The sequence below is a fragment of the Streptomyces sp. NPDC016845 genome (assembly GCF_044332585.1).
In the GTDB taxonomy this organism is placed as follows: Bacteria; Actinomycetota; Actinomycetes; order Streptomycetales; family Streptomycetaceae; genus Streptomyces.
In genome coordinates this window covers 39,737-56,613 of sequence record NZ_JBIRPI010000014.1, presented here as the reverse complement: position 1 = coordinate 56,613, position 16,877 = coordinate 39,737, and the positions used below count along the sequence as shown (strand labels likewise).

The following is a 16,877-nucleotide window of genomic DNA, read 5'->3' as shown; positions in this document are numbered from 1 at the left end:
CTCCTTCAGGAAAGAGCGAGCAGCGCGGAAGCGGTGGCACCACGGACGGCGTCGTACGCCGCGTCGTCCAGACGTGCGGCGCGCAGAGCCTCGACGGGGTCGGGGGAACCCATGTCGAAGGGGAAGTCGGAGCCGAGCAGCACCCGGTCCGCGCCCGCGACGCGCACGAGTTCGCGCAGGACGTGCGGGTCGTGGACGAGCGAGTCGAAGTACAGGCGCCTGAGGTAGCTGCTGGGCGGATGCGCGCAGCCGGCGCCCGCGTCGGGCCGGGTCCGCCAGGCGTGGTCGGCGCGGCCGATGTGGGTGGGCAGGTAGCCGCCGCCGTGCGCCGCGATGATCCGCAGGCCGGGGTGGCGGTCGAGGACACCGGAGAAGACGAGGTGGGACAGGGCGACCGCGTTCTCGGCGGGCTGACCCACCGAGTTGGACAGGTACCACTGGTCGAGGCGCTCGTCCAGCGTGCAGCCGAACGGATGCAGGAACAGCAGCGCCCCGGTCTGCTCAGCGCGCGTCCACAGGGGTTCAAGGGCGGGGTCGGACAGTTCGCGTCCGGGGGCGTGGCTGGAGATCTCCACGCCGAGCAGTCCGCTCTCCAGGGCGTGGTCGAGCGCCGCGACGGCGAGGCCCGGGTGTTGCAACGGCGCGAGGCCCAGGCCGCGCAGCCGCTGCGGGGCGGCGGCGCAGTGCGCGGCGACCGCCTCGTGCGCGAGGCGGAACACCTTCTCGGCGAGGTCCTCGTCGGCCCAGTAGTGGTAGTGCGAGGGGGAGGGGCTGACCAACTGGACGTCGACGCGCTGTTCGTCCATGGCCCGAAGGCGCGCCCGCACGTCGGTGAGGCGCGCGAAGCGTTCGCGGATCATCTCGCCGCTGACCTCAAGGGCGGCCGGTCCGTTGCGCCGCGCGTCCAGGGCCCGCGCCTCGTCGAGACCCGGCTGCCCGGCGACCAGCTGCTCCACCTCGGGCAGCAGCACATGGGCGTGCACATCGACGGTCCGGGTCACGGGCGCTCCTGGAGCTGGGTCATCGTGCGGATCATCAGGCCGGGGACGTCGGCGTCGCGGACCTGGTCGAGCTGCCACCGCCCCAGCTGCACGGACGCCTCGACGACCGCCCGCACCCGGGGGATGCGGCGCTCGTAATAACCGGTCAGCAGCGCGTCGTCCCAGGTGTGGGCGCCGGTAAGCAGTTCGGCGAGGACCGCGGCGTCCTCCAGGGACATCGCCGCGCCCTGGGCGAGGGTGGGCGGGCAGCAGTGCGCGGCGTCGCCGATGAGCACGACGCGGCCGCGGTGCCAGGAGCCCTCGACCAGCATCTGGTCGAACCAGGTGTAGTTGACCTGCGCCGGGTCGGTGATCGTCTTGGTGATCTCGGGCCAGTGGCCGCCGTAGGCCGAGGCCAGGCGGACCATCTCGTCGGCGTACGTCTCCGGCGGGATCGCCGCCCGGTCCCTGTTGGCCTCCACGACGTACGCGTACAGCGTGTCCTCGCTGGTAGGGCAGTAACCGGCGATGTAGGCGGGCCCGCCGTAGGCGAGGTCGGTGCGGGTCAGGCCCGCGGGGCGCGGCGCGGCCACCCGCCAGATCGCCATGCCCGTGGGTTCGGGCCGGTCGGTGATGCCGATCGCGGCGCGGGTGGCGGAGCCCATGCCGTCGGCGGCGACGACGAGGTCGTAGCGGGCCTCGTGGCCGTCGCTCAGGCGGACGGTGACGCCGTCGTCGTCCTGTCCGACGATGGTCGCGGTGATCCCCAGGCGGACGGTGGCGCCGCTCGCCCGGACCGCCTCGATGAGGATCTGCTGGAGCCGCGGGCGCTGCATTCCCACGGTCGCGGGCAGGTCGTCGCCGCCGGTGCGCAGGTCGTCCTGGACGTGCAGCACGGTGCCGTCTGGGGCGGTGATGCCCACCGAGCTGAACCCGTAGCCGGATTCCCGCACCTGTTCCCACACGCCCAGGTCGCGAAGCACCCGCAGGGCATTGCCCTGGAGGGTGATGCCCGATCCGGCGGTGGCGTTCCAGTCCTGCTTCGCCTCGACGAGGTCGACGGCGACGCCGGCCCGGCGCAACAGGACGGTCAGGGCGTTTCCGGCCGCGCCGCCTCCGATGACGAGGACGTGGCGAGAGGGGGCCATGAGGAACTCCTTTGTCCCGGTGGTCACTTGATGGCGAGCGGGTTGATCGGGGAACCGACCGCCCCGGTGATGGGCAGCGGGGACGCGGCGAGGAAGAACTCGTACGTACCGTCCTGCGCGCAGTCCTCGGCCAGGTCCTCCAGGTCCCACATCTCGCCGATGAGCAGGCCCATGTTGGGGATGACGACCTGGTGCAGGGGCTGGAAGGCGGCCTCGAACTCGTTGGGGCGGACCTCGAAGCCCCAGGTGTCCGTCGCGATTCCCGCGATCTCGCTGCCGTGCAGCCATGCGGCGGTGGTGAAGGACAGGCCGGGAGCGGGTCCGCCCGCGTACTCGCCCCAGCCGTCGCGCCGCACCCGGGCCAGCTGGCCGGTGCGCACCAGCACGATGTCGCCCCGCTCCACGCGGACGTCCTGGGCCCGTGCCGTCTCGTCGAGGTGCTCGGCGGTGATGGCGAACGCGTCGGGGAGTTCACCGCCGTCCCCCAGGGCGCGGCCCACGTCGAGGAGTACGCCGCGCCCGGCGATCTGTGCGGCCATGTGCTCGATGCCGGTGACGAGGTCGCCGTCGGAGGTGACCGTGGTCGCGGCGTCGCGCCCGTTCCACGCCTTGCCGTGGTCGAAGATGTGGCCGAGGCCGTCCCACTGGGTGGAGCACTGCAACGGCATGGCCACCACGTCGTCCGCGCCGCCGATCCCGTGCGGCAGGCCCTGGGTGCCGAACGCCGCGTCGGCGCCGGTGTCCAGCATGGTGTGCACCGGGTTGGTGCGCCTGCGCCAGCCCCGCTGCGGCCCGTTCATGTCGAAGGGCTGGGCCAGCGAGAAGCTGACGCCGCGGCGGACGAGCGCCGCGCCCTGGACCCGCTTGGCCTCGGTGAGGAAGTTCAGGGTGCCCAGACGGTCGTCGGCGCCCCAACGCCCCCAGTTCGAGAAGGCCTTGGCCGCTTCGGCGACGGCGCCCTCGACATCATTGCGGTCGAGTGTCACGCGGGCACCTCCGCCACACAGCGGGTGCGCTGGGCGCCGAGCCCGGTGATGGTCGCGTCCATCACGTCGCCGTCGCGCAGCAGGCGGCCCCAGTGCATGCCGTTGCCCGCCGGGCTGCCGGTCAGTACCAGATCGCCCGGGAGCAGCCGCACGGTCTGCGAGATGTACGAGATCAGGCGGGCGACCGGGAAGATCATGTCCTTGGTCGACTCGTCCTGCATCGTCTCGCCGTTCAGCTTCAGCGTGACCCGCAGGTCGTCCGGCGACGCGAAGGACCGCGCCGGTACGATCCACGGCCCGAGCGGGGTGAACCCGGGGCCGTTCTTGCTGCGCAGCCAGTCGGTGCCGATCTGCGGCATGTCGCGGCGGAAGACGGTGGCCCGGTCGGTGAGGTCGTTGGCGATCGTGTACCCGGCCACGTGATCGAGCGCCTGCTCGGCCGTGACCTGGAAGGCGGGCCGGCCGATGACGGCGGCCAGCTCCAGCTCCCAGTCCGGCTTCTTCGCCCAGGCGGGCAGCGTGACATCGTCGTACGGGCCAGTGATCGCGCTCGGCAGCCCGATGAAGACGTACGGCAGGTCCTCGGCGGCGCGCCGGTCCATGATCTCGGCGGCCTCGGCGCGGGCCTCCTCCTCGCTCAGCCCGTCCGAGCCGTCGCGGTGGGCGACATGCAGGTCGATGACGTGCTGACGGTAGTTGGCGCCGGACTGGAGCACCTGCCGGGGCGCGATCGGCGCGTGGACCCGGAACGCGTCCACGGACGGGCCGGCACCGGACGGGTCACTACCGGACGGGGCGTCGGCCAGCCCGGTGAAGGCGGCCGACAGGCGGGCCCAGTCCTCCATGACGTCGAGCATCGTGAGCCGGGGTGCGTCCAGGAAGCGGCGCAGGTCCACCACGGAGCCGTCGCGCCGGATCAGCGCCGGGAACGCGTCCTGGTCGGCGGTCGAGAGAGTGCCCAGCGCGTAGGGGCCGTTGAAGAGCGCGGAAGCGGCTTCAGGTTTCACGAGCATGTCCTCCTGATTGCGGTGTGACTAATCTGGCCCCCACACCCCTGATCAGGGAAATCGATTCTGTGGATACGCTTCATCCAGCAGACGGATAGTCCTCGGTCCGTGCCTCGAATTGGCCCGATGAGCCCGAATGAAGGTCCCGTGAACCTCTCCAGCCTCGACCTCAACCTCGTTGTCGCCCTGCGCGCCCTGCTCGAGGAGCGCAACGTCACCCGCGCCGGCCGACGCGTCGGCCTGTCCCAGCCCGCGATGAGCGCCGCCCTGTCGCGCCTGCGCCGCCACTTCGACGACGACCTGCTCGCCCGCACCGGGGGCCACTACGAACTGACCGCCCTGGGCCAGGTCCTCCTTGAACGCACCGCGACCGCCTGCGACCTCATGGAGCGCCTGTTCAGCAGTCAGGCCGACTTCGACCCGGCCACCGAGAGCCGCACCTTCACCCTGATGGCATCCGACTACGCCGTGGCGGTCTTCGGGGCAGGACTCGGCCGTCTCGTCCACGCGGAGGCACCCCACGTGCGGCTCCGCTTCACCCAGACACCCACGACCGTCGTGGAGGATCTCAGCGTCCTGCTCAGCACGACCGACGGCCTGCTCATGCCGCACGGCGTGATCGGCGACATGCCCCGCACCGACCTCTTCCACGACGAGTGGGTCTTCCTCGTGTCCGAGACCAACACCGGGGTCGGCGAGGAGCTCACCCGGGACCAGCTCGCCCGGCTGCCCTGGGTCACCTACCAGCGCACCTACGACGCACCCGCCGTACGGCAGCTCGGCATGCTCGGGATCGAACCCCGTGTCGAGGTCTCCGTCGACAGCTTCGCCATGCTGCCCTTCATGGTGGCGGGCACCGACCGGATCGCCCTGATCCAGCGGCGCCTGGCCCATCTCATGCACGACCTCTCCGCCGTGCGCCTCGTGCCGCCGCCCTATGAGGCGGTGCCTCTTCAGGAGGCGCTGTGGTGGCACCCCCTCCACACCCACGACTCCACCCACATCTGGCTGCGGCAGGCGGCTCAGCGGGTCGCCGCCGAGCTGGATTGACCGGGACCACACGGCCCTCGCGGTGCTTCCGCTCCGATCGGCGCCCGGAATTGAAATGCTTCAACGCCGCTGGACGCCGCCATCGCTGGTCAGAGGTGTGGAACGAAGTGCTCCGGGCCGGTGGGTTGACCCGGCGCGCAAGCTCCCATAATTTCCCCTGCGTTGACCGAGGCGTTTCCTCAGGAACTCCCGTCGGCACGGAAACAACGTCGTGGGGCGCGACATCCACCGTGCGCGAAGGCAGGCAGTGAAACGGCTCGGCAGCCTCTGAGCGCTGCTGGTCCAGCAGCCACCCACCCCGGCCATGCCCGGCGGTTTCACGACGCCCCGATCCGACGGCGCCGACGTGGCCGCCGCCCCTCATGGCCGCCACCCAGTTCGGAGAGCCGCCAGTGAACCGACGCACCTTCCTGTCCTGCGCCACCCTCACCGCGGTCGCGGTCGGCATGGCGCCCGTACTGACCGGCCGGGCGGGAGCGGCCACCACCGGCACCCCCGAGGATCCGGCCGAAGCCCCCCAGGACCGGGCCGGCGCGCTCCTGGCCAAGATGACCGCCACGCAGAAGGAAGCACTGATCCGCTGCGACTTCGCGTCCCTGGCGAGCCTGGGCATACCGGCCCTGACCATGGTGGACGCCTCCGCAGGTCTGCGCGGCGAAACGGGCGTCACCGCCTTCCCCGTCCCCCTCGCCCAGGCCGCGACCTTCGACACCACGCTCCTGCGGAACATCGGCGCGGCCATCGGAGCCGAGGGCCGCGCCAAGGGCTACAACAACCTCCTGGGCCCCACCGTCGACATCACGCGCACATGGCACTTCGGCCGCCAGGCCGAGGGCATGGGCGAGGACCCGCTCCTGGCCGGTCAGCTCGGCACCGCCGTCACCCTCGGCGTGCAGAGCCAGAACGTCGTCGCCACCGTGAAGCACTTCGCCGGCTACACCCAGGAGACCAACCGCTTCTTCACGGACACGAAGGTCACCGACCGCGCACTGCGCGAGATCTACACCGGCCCCTTCCGGCGCATCCTGAAGGCCGCCCCCATTACCTCGGTGATGATGGCCTACCCCAAGATCAACGGCACGTTCGCCGGCCAGAGCCCGGCCCTGTTCACCCTCCTCAAGACCGACCTGGGCCTCAAGGGCTACACCGTGCCCGACTTCTGGGCCGGAGACGACCAAGTCGCCGCCGCCAAGGCCGGGATGGACCTCGCCGGGCTCGGCCCGGCGGGCGTGAAGCTCACCGCCGGCCAGCTCACCGACGGGTCGGTGACCGGCGCCCGCCTCGACGACGCGGCCCGCCGCATCCTCACCGCGATGTACGCGAACGGCCTGTTCGACAACCCCCTGCCGATCCCGGCCGCCGACGTCAGCAGCAAGGCCCACAAAGACCTGGCACACGACGCGGCCGTCGGCGCCACCGTGCTGCTCACCAACGAGAACAAGGCCCTCCCGCTGCCCGCGTCCCTCAAGAAGATCGCGGTCATCGGCCCCAGCGGCACCGACACCTTCACCGGCATCGCAGGCTCCAGCTACGTGGACCCCGGTGCCTGGACGACCCCGCTCCAGGCCATCCGCGACCGGGCCGGTGCCACCACCACCGTCATCGCCTCGCAGGGGACGGTGGGCGACATCCCGCTCACGACGGTGCCCGCAACCGCCCTGCGCACCAGGGCCGGTGCCAACGGCCTCGACGTCACCTACTACGCGGGCAGCGACGCCACCGGCACGCCGATCGCCACCCGGACCGTCCAGACGGTCGACTTCACCGCCACTCCCCTCGACAGCCTGCCCGCCGTCTGGTCGGCGAAGTGGACCGGCACCCTCACCCCGACCACCACAGGACCGCACCGCTTCTCGCTGCTGCCCGCCGGGACGACCCGGCTCACGATCGACGCCAGGACCGTCGTCACCGGGACCCGGCACAGCAGGCGCTTCTTCCTCGGGCCCTTCGACTACCCCCTGCACGGCACTGCGGACCTGACCGCCGGCCGCCCCGTGACCGTAGAGATCACCTACACCAACGCCACCGCCGACACCGGCACCTGCGGTCTCACCCTCGGCTGGCAGCCCACCTCCCTCATCCCGGCGGCCGTGGACGCCGCACGCGGCGCGGACGCCGCCGTCGTCTTCGTCAACCGGGTCGCGGGCGAGGACATGGACCATGCCCAGCTCGACCTGCCCGGCGACCAGAACCAGCTGATCAGCCAGGTCGCCGCCGTCAATGCCCGCACCATCGTCGTCCTCAACACCGACGGGCCCGTCGCCATGCCGTGGGCCGGTGACGTCGCCGCCGTCGTGCAGGCCTGGTACGGCGGGCGCGGGACGGGCAGCGCGCTGGCCGCCGTCCTCTTCGGCGACAGCGACCCCGGCGGGCGACTGCCCGTCACCTTCCCCAAGGACGCCACCCAAGGACCCGGCACCACCCGGGCCACCTACCCCGGCACCGACGCCACCGTCACCTTCGCCGAGGGCACCGCCGTCGGCTACCGCTTCTACGACACCAAGGGCCAGACGCCCCGCTTCCCCTTCGGTCATGGCCTGTCCTACACCACCTTCGCCCACGGCTCCCTGGAAGCCGCGTGGGACAAGGCGGCCCGGAAGGCCACCGTGGCCCTGACCGTCACCAACACCGGGACCCGCACCGGCACCGACGTCGTCCAGCTGTACGCGACGCTGCCCGGCTCCGCCGGCGCGGAGCCGCGACGCCTGGTCGCCTTCAGAAAGGTGCCCCTGGCCGCCAGGGCCTCCACCCGCATCGAGTTCACCGTGCCCGCCGAGGAGCTGACGGTCTGGCAGTCCGGCAAGTGGAGCCTGGCCGCCGGGACATACACCCTCGCCACCGCCCGCTCCTCCCGCGCTGTCACCGCCCAGCGCGCGATCGCCGTCAGCTGACCGCACCGGCCTCCGGGGCGGCCCGCCCCGGCCGCCCCGGAGGCCGCCGTACCCGTCCACCACTTGACCCCCGCGGCCCCGGCCGTGCACTACCCGTGGGAGCGAAACCCTGTGTCGCGCACCAGACGCCTGACCCTGAGCGTGGCAGCGCTCACCCTTCTCCCGACCGTCACCGGATGCGCCTTCGGAAGCGGCGGCGGGACCCGGCTCACCGTGCTTGCGAACGTCACCGACAAGGTCGCCATGGCCTCCGTCCTCAAGGTGTTCCGCGCGGAACACCCCGACATCACCGTCACGGTCACCTACGCCGACACCAACCGGCTGCAGAAGAACCTGCCGCGCGACCTCGAAGCCGGAGAGGGCCCCGACGTCTTCACCGTCTGGCCCGGCAACGGCAACCCGGCCTCCGCCGTGGTCCTCTCCGGACAGCACTTCCTGACCGATCTCACCCTGCGCCGCTTCGCCTGGAACCTGCCGGAGGACGTCGCCTCCGTCGCCGGTGAGCGCGGCCGTGTCGACATCGTCCCGGCGAGCTACAGCGCCATCGGCGCCATCTACGCCGCCCAGACCCTCGACGAGATCGGCGGCGCCGTACCCACCACGTACACGCAGGTCCTGGCGCTCTGCGACAAGGCCCGAGAGCACGGGAAAGTCCTGTTCGCCCTGGGCAACGAAACGCCATGGGTGACCCAGCTCATCTCCTACTCCCTGGCCGCGGGGACCGTCTACGCCGGGCAGCCCACCTTCGCCGCGGACATGGAGCAACGCCGCACCAGCTTCGCCCGCTCGCCCTGGAAGGACGCGCTCGGCAAGTACCTGGAGATGAACGACCGCCGATGCTTCGGCACGGATCCCCTCGCCACCACCTACCAGGACAGCCTCGACCAGGTCGCCTCCCGGAAGGCCGTGGGGATCGTCCAGGTCGCCGCCACCATCGCCGAACTCAAGGCCGCCGCACCCGGACTCGACCTGACCCTGCACGCCCTGCCCGCCTCCGACGACCCTCAGCAGACACGTATGCCCGCCGCCGTCTCCGCTGCCTACGGAGTGAACGCGCACACCCCGCACCCACGCCAGGCAAAGACCTTCGCCGACTTCCTCGGCTCCGCCAAGGGCCAGAACCTCTACAACAGCAGGGGCACCACCCTGCCCGCCATCCCCAACTCCGCCTTCACCACCGACCCCGCGGTGGCCGAGGTGGCCCGGCGCCAGAAGAACGGGACCACCGTCCCCTTCATGGACCAGACATGGCCCAACTCCGAAGTCCAGCAGACGCACTTCCGCCAGATCAACGCCCTGTTCGCAGGCCGGACGACCGTCACCGACGCACTCAAGGCAATGGACCGCTCCTACCGGGACGGCCAGCTCGACTAGGACAGCCCTGCCCCGCGGGCGCGAGCGGTCCGGGGCGCCTCAGTCGCCACTCCCCAGGGACTCCTCCATGAAGGCGATGCGCCGCAGGCTGTCGACGGCCAGTTCGCGCTGGGCCGTGGGCAGCAGCCCCAGCAATTGCTCGTTGATCGCTTCGGCGGGCGGAATCAGGGCGGCGAGCAGTTCACCGCCCTGATCGGTGAGCTCCAGCAGGGTGCGCCTGCGGTCCTCGGCGTCGCGGACCTGGCTCACATGTCCCTGCGCGGTCAGGCGGCGCACCATCTGGTTGACCGTGGACCGGTCGAGGGAGGTCAGGCGGGCCAGCGTGCGCTGGTCGATCCCCGGCTCGTGCGACAGCGCGTTGAGCACGGCGAACTGCTGGGACGTGACCTCCCGCGACACGTGCTGCGACCACAGGGCCGTGTGCACCTGCTCGGCGCGTCGGATCAGGTGCCCGATGTAGTTCTGCAGGTCCAGTGCGCGTGCCACGGTCTCCGTCTTTCTCTGTGCCGACGTGTGCCGACGTGTGCCGACGTGGTGCCGCCCGGCGGCGGACATCCGCTGGGGAGTCCCGGGGTGTCCTGGAAAGTCTATGGGCGGCACCACGTCGCACGGGAGCAGGCTAGAGTCCGGGGCGCTCCGCGTAGGCCGTGGCCCCGGAGCCGTCGACGCCGACCTCCAGGCGGCCGACGCGCTCGATGTCGAGCACCACCCGGTCACCGTGGTGGAGCGGTCCCACGCCGGCGGGCGTTCCCGTGGCGATCACGTCGCCCGGGTGCAGCGTCATGACCGACGACGTGTACGCGATCAACTGGCGGACCCCGAAGATGAGATCGGCCGTGTCGGTGTGCTGGCGCGTCTCGCCCGCGACGTCGCAGCGCAGCTCCAAGGCGTCCGGATCGGGGATCTCGTCGGCGGTGACCACCCAGGGGCCGATGGGGGTGAACGTGTCGAACGACTTGCGGGTGGAACGGTCCTCCCCGGAGCGGACGGTGATGTCCAGCACGCAGGTGTACCCGAAGACGTGGTCCAGCGCGTTCTCGGCGCTCACCTTGGCCGCGGTGCGACCGATGACGACGCCCAGCTCGCCCTCCTGGTCGGTGCGCTTGTCGGTGTAGGGCAGCAGGATGTCCTGGCCGGGGCCGATCACCGACGAGTTGGCCTTGAGGAACACACCGAGGTCGGCGATCGAGGTCGTGTACTCCATCTCGGCCTTGTGGTCGAGGTAGTTGACCGGCGCGCCGATGATCTTGCCGGGGCGGGGGAGCGGTGCCTCGAGGGCCGCCTCGGCCAGCGGCACGCGCGCCCCGGAAGAGAGGTCGAACCGCGGCGCTTCGCCGCGCTCGGCGCGTTCGATGTACTGGTGCAGCGCACCGGACGGCGAGGAGGCGAACGGCGCGAGCTGGTCGGTCACGTCGACGAGAGCGTCGCCGTCGACGAGCCCGAGCCGCCCCTTGTCGAAAAGCGCGAGGCGCATCAGGGTCTCCTTGAGGAAGGGTGGGGAAGAGCGGTCGAGGAATGCGGGCAGGAAGGATCAGGCGCCCGGATCGGCGCTCCGGCTGCGGTAGAGACCGAGCGAGCGCATGACCGGCTCGTCGTTGTAGGAGAAGAGCACGGCGTCGTCGGAGCCGGACGTGTTCACATGCCGGTAGGAGGCCCAGCCGGGGATCGCGAAGGTGTCGTGCCGGGACCAGTCCAGGCGTACGCCGTCGACGATGGTGGCCCCCTCGCCGCGGACGACGCTGAAGATCTGGGAGGCGGTGTGCTGGTGCCCCGCCCCGTCGAACCCGGGGCGCAGCCTTTGCACGCGGCAGCCGATCGTCGGCATGACAGGGCCGCCGGTCCAGGGGTTGGTGTATTCCAGGACGATGCCGTCCACCGCGCTACCCTCGGCGCTGTCCGCGATCGCGTCCAGGGCGCGCTCGGTCTCGGTCCATGTGTAGCGCGTGACGGGGGAGTTGGGGCCCTCCTGGGTCAGCCATGCCGGGGTGAGCCGCCCGTGCAGGAACTGGCGGCTGCCCGCGTCGTCGGGCCGCGTGACCGGTTGCAGCCGCTGCGGGTACTTCTCGTAGAAACCCGCTTCGAGCGCGTTCACGAGCGGGTAGTCGAGAGCGTCGAGCCAGATCATCGGGTCGGTGCCCTCGTGGGTGTGGTCGTGCCAGTGCCAGCCCGGGGTCAGCAGCAGATCCCCGGGAGCCATGAAGACGCGCTCCCCGTCGACCGTGGTCCAGGCCCCGCTGCCCTCCAGGATGAAGCGGAAGGCGTTGGAGGTGTGGCGGTGGGCCTGCGCGGTCTCCCCGGGCAGGATGATCTGCAGCCCCGCGTACAGCGAGTTGACCGTGGCCGGCGGGTCGGTGAGACCGGGGTTGACGAGCATCAGGACGCGGCGCTCGGCTTCGTCCAGGGACAGCGTCCTGGAGAAGTGCAGCAACTGCGGGCGCAGGTCGCGCCAGCTCCACCGGTAGGGCACGGCCCGGCTCTTGGGCTCGGCGGGGAACAGGTTCCCGTAGAACCGCCACAGCGGGGCGGCGCCGAGGTTCTCCAGCGCCTTGTAGGCGGGGTCGTCGGTCATGAGTCCTCCTGTCGGGTGGTGTCGCGGGGTCGCGGAGTCGCGGAGTCGGGGTGTCGCGGGGTCGGGGGGCGTCACGGAGCGGGGACGGCGGCGTTGGCCGGAGTGGTCGCCGGAGTAGTCGCCGGAGCGGTGGCCGGAGTCCACACCCATGCGATGTCGTCGAAGTCCTCGGGCGAGCGGGCGGACAGCAGCAGATTGCGCAGAGTGGCCCCCATGCCCTCCAGATGGCAGATCTCGCCGAAGCGCCGGGCGTTGGTCTGGATGCGCGCGGCACGCTCTTCGCGGACGGCGGAGTACGCGGCGAACGCCTCGTCAAGGCCGGTGTCCCGGGCGAGCGCCCGGCCGAGCGCGACCGCGTCCTCCAGGGCCTGACAGGCGCCCTGGGCCAGGTACTGCAACATCGGGTGGGCGGCGTCCCCGAGCAGCACGATCCGCCCGTGGACCCAGTTGCTGACGGGCAGCCGGTCGAACAGCGGCCAGCGTCGTTCCCGGGAGATCAGGGGCAGGGCGTCGCGCACCGCCCGGCACGCGGTCGCGAAACGCTCCTCCAGCTCGGACTCGGTGCCCCAGTCGTCCGAGTCCGGTGTGTAGCGGTCGCTCTCGAACACGGCGACCTGGTTGTAGAGCTCGCCGCGGCGTACCGGGTACTGCACCAGATGCATACGGGGTCCGGCCCACACCATGACCGCTTCGGAGGCGGCGTGCTGGGACATCCGGCCGGTCATGCGTTCGGCCGGCAGGGCGCCTCGGAAGGCGACGTACCGGGAGCAGACGGGGTCGCCGTCGCCGACCAGGGCCTGGCGCAGGCGCGAGTGCAGGCCGTCGGCAGCGATCACGGCGTCTGCCGCCAGCACCTCATGGGACTCGGCGAAGTGCAGTTCGACTCCCGAGGAGTCCTGTTCGGCGCGGGTGACCGTGTGTCCGGTGCGCAGAGAGATGGCGGGGTGGTCCTCGCAGGCCGCCAGAAGAGCGGCGTGCAGGTCGGTCCGGTGCGTCACCAGATAGGGGTGCCGGAACCGCTCGGTGTAGGCGTCGCCGCGCAGATCGAGCGAGGTGACCTGATCCCCGGTCAGGGCGTCCATCATGACCAGGCGGGGTGGGGCGACGGCGTGGCGCCGGACGGCGTTCAGCACGCCGAGCTCCTCCAGCGCGAGCGAGGCGTTGGGGGCGAGCTGGAGGCCCGCGCCGATCTCGCCGAACCGGGCGGCCCGCTCCACGAGGGTCACCCGGTGTCCGGCGCGTGCCGCGGCCAGGGCGGCGGCGAGGCCGCCGATCCCGCCGCCGACGACGGCGAGGTGTGACGCGGAAGAAGTGGGCATTCGGCCTCCTTGAGCTGAGGGGAGGGAGGGAGGGCACGGAGGCGCGGGGAGAGAGCGTCCTCAGTCAACAGTCCGTACACCAACCATTGGTGTACTGACGATGTTAAGTCGGTGCGCCCACCAGGTCAACGGTCGTGCCATGAGGTGCCCCACCGTGCGGTTCGTCGCCTGATCCGGGGTGTCAGCGTTTGATGGTCACGCCTGCCGGCAGACTGATGCCGGCGTCCGAGGGTTCCGTTCCGGTGGCACGGGAGGCGGGACGCCACCGGTGGCAGCAGCGGATGCCGGGGGCGATCAGGTCAAGGCCGTCGAAGAAGCGGGCGACGTCGCTGGGGGAGCGAAACCGCGCCGGTGTCCCGGCCCGCGGGGAGAAGTCCAGGAGGCCGGCGTCCTCGACGGCGCTCAGCAACGTGTCGGGATCGGTGACGTCGGCTTCGACGCAGGCGGTACGGCCCTGCGTGACGCTGCGCGTGAGGCGTTCGGCGTATGCGGGGACGAGGGGGTCGTTGTCGGCGTACACGACGCGGGCGTCGAAGACGAGGGGCTGGGCGACCTTGTGCAGGTCGGGCTCGGTGGGGATGCGGGTGCCGATGCCGAGCCACTGGCGGATGCCGTGCTCCTGGGTCAGCAGACGAGTGGCCCGGTGCGTGAACGCCCGGTTCTCGCGGGCGGTGAGGGCCGTCCCGGGTGGGCCTCGGCGGCGGCCAGGGCCGCTGTCGCGTCGACGTCGAAATGATCCTTCCCGCCGAGGAAGGAGTCGTACGTGCGGACCGAGTGCACCCTGCTCGTGCCGAGGTCCCGGCCGCCGTGGCTGGTGCTCATGTCCGCCCTTTCACGCGTGTGCCCGCCGGCCCGCGCCCCGCAAGCGGGCCGGCGTCCCCGTCTCGTATGCGCCTCGCCGGCTCACCCGGTGATCAAGTGATCGGCCAGGCCCTCTTTGACCCCGCGCACGAACGCGGCGATCTCTTCCGGGGTGCAGATCAGCGCCGGTCCGGTCGGGTCGGTGGACTGCCGGACGGCCACGCGACCGTCGGCGAGTCTCTTCGTCTCGACGCACTGACCGCCGTTCGGCCCGCTCCAGGGCCGCATCCAGCCCTGCTCACCCAAGTCCTGAGCCGGCATCCCGTTGTAGACGCCGCTGTCGCCGACCGTCACGAGTACTCCTTGCGCATGCGTTGCAGAATCTTCCTGCTGTCCTCGGACGAGGTGAGCAGTGCCATCCGGGAATGGGCTTCGAGGTGCGCGACGACGTCCGGGCGCTGGTCCAGGTAGACGGCGGCCGACAGGAGTTCGCTGTACACGATGTCGGGCAGCTCGGGCTCCTCGAAGCGGAAATACGTGAACGGGGCGCACGCACCCACGTGCGCGCCCGCGGTGAAGGGCACGACGTCGACGCTGATGTGCGCGAGCGCGGAGACGTCCAGGAGCCGCTCGATCTGCTCCCGCATCACCTCCGGTCCACCGACCTCCCTATGCAGGACGGCTTCCTCCATGACCACCCACAAGGTCGGAGCGTCCTTCTGTTCCAGCAGGCTCTGGCGGCGCATCCGCAGCTCCACACGGCGTGCGACCTCCTCGTCGCTGCCGTTGGGAAGTCCGCCGCGCAACACGGCGCGGGCGTAGTCGGGCGTCTGCAGGAGGCCGCTCACATACTGGGGTTCGTACGTGCGCAGGGTTCTGGCCCCGGTCTCCAGGCTGACGTAAGCGGTGAACCAGCCGGGGACGGCGTCACGGTAGGAGTGCCACCAGCCGGGCTCGTTGGCCTGCTCGGCCAGATCGACGAACTCGTCGATCTCCGGGGGCTGCGCGCCATAGGTCTCCAGGAGCTTCTCCACGTACAGCGGCTTGAGGGCGACCTCGGCCTTCTCCAGCCGGCGGATCGTCAAGGTCTTCACGCGCAGCGCTCTCGCCGCGTCCTCCAGCGAGGCGCCGGCCGCGAGCCGCATGTCCCGCAGCCGACGTCCCAGGATCATGCGCAGGACGGTCGGTGCGCTGGTGCCGGTACGGGCCTCGCTCACGCCGCACCTCCTGAGGGCTCGTCAACCGAACCATTTTGACGCAGACTTGGTGAGGTATCCAGAGTGATAACCGCCCGTTGAAATTATCAGGGAGTCGGTTGCGGCATGTGGTGATCACGCGCATAGTCGGCATGTGAGCGCTCGTACGGCAGCCCTGACCCAGCATCCGCCACGCACCGGACGCGGACCGCGGATGCCGTCGGCAACGCCCCGCCCCACGGCGCCGGAGCGGGCACCTGCCCGCCACCGAACGAGCGACAGCACCGGCCGCCGCTTCGAGTCGGCCCGCGCAACGCCCTGGAAGGCGACACCTGTGACCCTGCCCCCGTCCTCAGGCCCGGCCGCCGCATCAGCCACGATCGTGCCGCACCGGGAACACTGGTTCTATCTGCCCGCCCGATGTGTCAGCGTCGGATCCGCCCGCGACACCGTGCGTGACCGGCTGCGCGCCTGGCGGATGCAGAGCGACACCTGCGGCGACGCCATGCTGCTGACCTCCGAGCTGACCACGAACGCGGTACTCCACACCCGCAGCGAACAGGTTCTGTGCGGGCTCACGCTGACCCGCGCCGAGCGGCGCCTGCGCATCGAACTCCACGACGAGAGCCGGGCCCCCGTCCGCCGCCCCCAACCTCACGCCGACCCCTTGGAGGAGAGCGGACGAGGCCTCTTCCTCGTCCAGCAACTCGCGGACCACTGGGGCTGTGTACGCTCACCTCGCACCGGCGGCAAGGTCGTTTGGGCAGAGCTGACAGCCTGCTCCTGATGGCGGGCATCGCCGTGACCTGTGAGTGCCGCGCAGGCGCACCCGGCTCACCAGCGGCGACGCGGGCGGAAGGCGGCCGCTTCCGATGTGGTGCGTACGGCGTTCGCCCTCTTCGGCACACCGTTCGCTCCCGAGGCCGGCGCCGTACGGTCCAGCCGCACCCCTTGTACGCGGCAGCGCTCCACTTTCCCCGAGACAACCATCCCAAGAAGGCTCCGATGAATCTCCGCCGCGACACCGTCTCACCCGTGGTGCTCTACATATGCGCCGACCGCGCTCTGGACGCACACCGGGAGGCCACACAGTGTGCGCGGGCGGAAGGCCAGGCGTTCGCACGGCAACGCCAGTTGACGATCGCCGAGGTCGTGACGGACCTCTACGGGGAGCCTGACCCCGTCCAGCGCCGAGGATGGCAGCACGTGCGGCACCTGGCGCAGGCGGGCCAGGTCACCGCGGTACTCGTTCGCTGGCCCAGCGCCATCGCCCCGGAATCCGCCTTCGAGCTGCGCCACCGTGAGACGGCTTGGCTCCAGGACCACGGCGTACGTGTTCGCTACACCTGGGAGCCCTTGTCGTCCAGGAGCGCCGACGCCCCGTGATCCTCCACCGGTCATCTCCCTCACGGTGCCGCTGTGACCACGACGCGCCCCGTCACAGCGAGATGGTCAGCCGCGCCGACCCGGTCCACGACCGCGGGTATCGCGGAATGCACGGCGATCAGCTGTGACACCGCGCGGCCCTCCCGGACAGGACCGGCGGTGTCGATCAC

The 16,877-nt window shown here is 71.1% G+C and carries 15 protein-coding genes and 1 pseudogene; 5 read left to right on the top strand and 11 right to left on the bottom strand.

The window, feature by feature from the left end; genetic code table 11:
- Positions 1-5 precede the first annotated feature (5 nt).
- From ACH4RC_RS28095 to ACH4RC_RS28080, 4 genes are read right to left on the bottom strand one after another with little or no spacing between them, the layout of a single operon-like run.
- Positions 6-1,001 carry an amidohydrolase family protein gene (locus ACH4RC_RS28095; RefSeq protein WP_398205866.1) on the bottom strand — a complete coding sequence of 332 codons (996 nt, stop codon included), beginning with the start codon at positions 999-1,001 and terminating at the stop codon, positions 6-8.
- On the bottom strand, positions 998-2,128 hold the full coding sequence (locus ACH4RC_RS28090; RefSeq protein ID WP_398205864.1) for an FAD-dependent oxidoreductase: 1,131 nt from the start codon (positions 2,126-2,128) through the stop codon (positions 998-1,000). Before ACH4RC_RS28090 ends, ACH4RC_RS28095 begins: the two co-directional genes overlap by 4 nt.
- 23 nt (positions 2,129-2,151) lie before the next feature.
- Positions 2,152-3,114 carry a cyclase family protein gene (locus ACH4RC_RS28085; RefSeq protein ID WP_398205862.1) on the bottom strand — a complete coding sequence of 321 codons (963 nt, stop codon included), beginning with the start codon at positions 3,112-3,114 and terminating at the stop codon, positions 2,152-2,154.
- Positions 3,111-4,127, bottom strand: a complete 1,017-nt coding sequence (locus ACH4RC_RS28080; protein ID WP_398205860.1) for a fumarylacetoacetate hydrolase family protein — start codon at positions 4,125-4,127, stop codon at positions 3,111-3,113. Before ACH4RC_RS28080 ends, ACH4RC_RS28085 begins: the two co-directional genes overlap by 4 nt.
- A 141-nt stretch (positions 4,128-4,268) precedes the next feature.
- Between ACH4RC_RS28080 and ACH4RC_RS28075 the strand changes: the two genes are divergently transcribed.
- From ACH4RC_RS28075 to ACH4RC_RS28065, 3 genes are all read left to right on the top strand, one after another.
- Positions 4,269-5,171: a LysR family transcriptional regulator gene (locus ACH4RC_RS28075; protein ID WP_398205859.1), complete on the top strand. Its 903-nt coding sequence runs from the start codon at positions 4,269-4,271 to the stop codon at positions 5,169-5,171.
- A gap of 392 nt (positions 5,172-5,563) precedes the next feature.
- The gene (locus tag ACH4RC_RS28070) at positions 5,564-8,062 is read left to right on the top strand and encodes a beta-glucosidase (protein ID WP_398205858.1); all 2,499 of its coding nucleotides are present in this window, start codon (positions 5,564-5,566) and stop codon (positions 8,060-8,062) included.
- 111 nt (positions 8,063-8,173) lie between these two features.
- On the top strand, positions 8,174-9,436 hold the full coding sequence (locus ACH4RC_RS28065; RefSeq protein ID WP_398205856.1) for an extracellular solute-binding protein: 1,263 nt from the start codon (positions 8,174-8,176) through the stop codon (positions 9,434-9,436).
- 39 nt (positions 9,437-9,475) lie between these two features.
- On the opposite strand, the gene ACH4RC_RS28060 is transcribed toward ACH4RC_RS28065, so the two are convergent.
- The 7 genes and pseudogenes from ACH4RC_RS28060 to ACH4RC_RS28030 all read right to left on the bottom strand — a co-directional run bounded on the left by ACH4RC_RS28060 (position 9,476) and on the right by ACH4RC_RS28030 (position 15,342).
- Positions 9,476-9,922, bottom strand: coding sequence for a MarR family winged helix-turn-helix transcriptional regulator (locus ACH4RC_RS28060; RefSeq protein ID WP_398205855.1), 447 nt, complete (start codon positions 9,920-9,922; stop codon positions 9,476-9,478).
- Positions 9,923-10,055: 133 nt separating this feature from the next.
- Positions 10,056-10,910, bottom strand: coding sequence for a fumarylacetoacetate hydrolase family protein (locus ACH4RC_RS28055; RefSeq protein ID WP_398205853.1), 855 nt, complete (start codon positions 10,908-10,910; stop codon positions 10,056-10,058).
- 57 nt (positions 10,911-10,967) lie between these two features.
- Positions 10,968-12,005, bottom strand: a complete 1,038-nt coding sequence (locus tag ACH4RC_RS28050) for a cupin domain-containing protein (protein WP_398205852.1) — start codon at positions 12,003-12,005, stop codon at positions 10,968-10,970.
- Between the two features lie 71 nt (positions 12,006-12,076).
- Entirely contained in the window at positions 12,077-13,324 is a 1,248-nt protein-coding gene (locus ACH4RC_RS28045) for an FAD-dependent monooxygenase (protein WP_398205850.1), read from the bottom strand.
- A 181-nt stretch (positions 13,325-13,505) separates the two neighbouring features.
- A pseudogene (locus tag ACH4RC_RS28040) lies at positions 13,506-14,146 on the bottom strand (SAM-dependent methyltransferase).
- An 81-nt stretch (positions 14,147-14,227) separates the two neighbouring features.
- Positions 14,228-14,446, bottom strand: coding sequence for a DUF397 domain-containing protein (locus ACH4RC_RS28035; protein WP_398206021.1), 219 nt, complete (start codon positions 14,444-14,446; stop codon positions 14,228-14,230).
- Between the two features lie 29 nt (positions 14,447-14,475).
- Complete coding sequence (locus ACH4RC_RS28030; protein ID WP_398205849.1) at positions 14,476-15,342, bottom strand: helix-turn-helix domain-containing protein; 867 nt, start codon at positions 15,340-15,342, stop codon at positions 14,476-14,478.
- A 313-nt stretch (positions 15,343-15,655) separates the two neighbouring features.
- Between ACH4RC_RS28030 and ACH4RC_RS28025 the strand changes: the two genes are divergently transcribed.
- Positions 15,656-16,108: an ATP-binding protein gene (locus ACH4RC_RS28025; RefSeq protein ID WP_398205847.1), complete on the top strand. Its 453-nt coding sequence runs from the start codon at positions 15,656-15,658 to the stop codon at positions 16,106-16,108.
- Between the two features lie 218 nt (positions 16,109-16,326).
- Entirely contained in the window at positions 16,327-16,707 is a 381-nt protein-coding gene (locus ACH4RC_RS28020; RefSeq protein ID WP_398205846.1) for a hypothetical protein, read from the top strand.
- Positions 16,708-16,877: the final 170 nt, after the last annotated feature.

What these genes read in the sequence shown, in the direction of transcription:
- ACH4RC_RS28090 (WP_398205864.1), bottom strand. Translation starts at nt 2,128, where the DNA reads ATGGCCCCCTCTCGCCACGTCCTCGTCATCGGAGGCGGCGCGGCCGGA.
- ACH4RC_RS28080 (WP_398205860.1), bottom strand. Translation starts at nt 4,127, where the DNA reads ATGCTCGTGAAACCTGAAGCCGCTTCCGCGCTCTTCAACGGCCCCTAC.
- ACH4RC_RS28055 (WP_398205853.1), bottom strand. Translation starts at nt 10,910, where the DNA reads ATGCGCCTCGCGCTTTTCGACAAGGGGCGGCTCGGGCTCGTCGACGGC.
- ACH4RC_RS28050 (WP_398205852.1), bottom strand. Translation starts at nt 12,005, where the DNA reads ATGACCGACGACCCCGCCTACAAGGCGCTGGAGAACCTCGGCGCCGCC.
- ACH4RC_RS28045 (WP_398205850.1), bottom strand. Translation starts at nt 13,324, where the DNA reads ATGCCCACTTCTTCCGCGTCACACCTCGCCGTCGTCGGCGGCGGGATC.
- ACH4RC_RS28035 (WP_398206021.1), bottom strand. Translation starts at nt 14,446, where the DNA reads ATGCCGGCTCAGGACTTGGGTGAGCAGGGCTGGATGCGGCCCTGGAGC.
- ACH4RC_RS28020 (WP_398205846.1), top strand. Translation starts at nt 16,327, where the DNA reads ATGAATCTCCGCCGCGACACCGTCTCACCCGTGGTGCTCTACATATGC.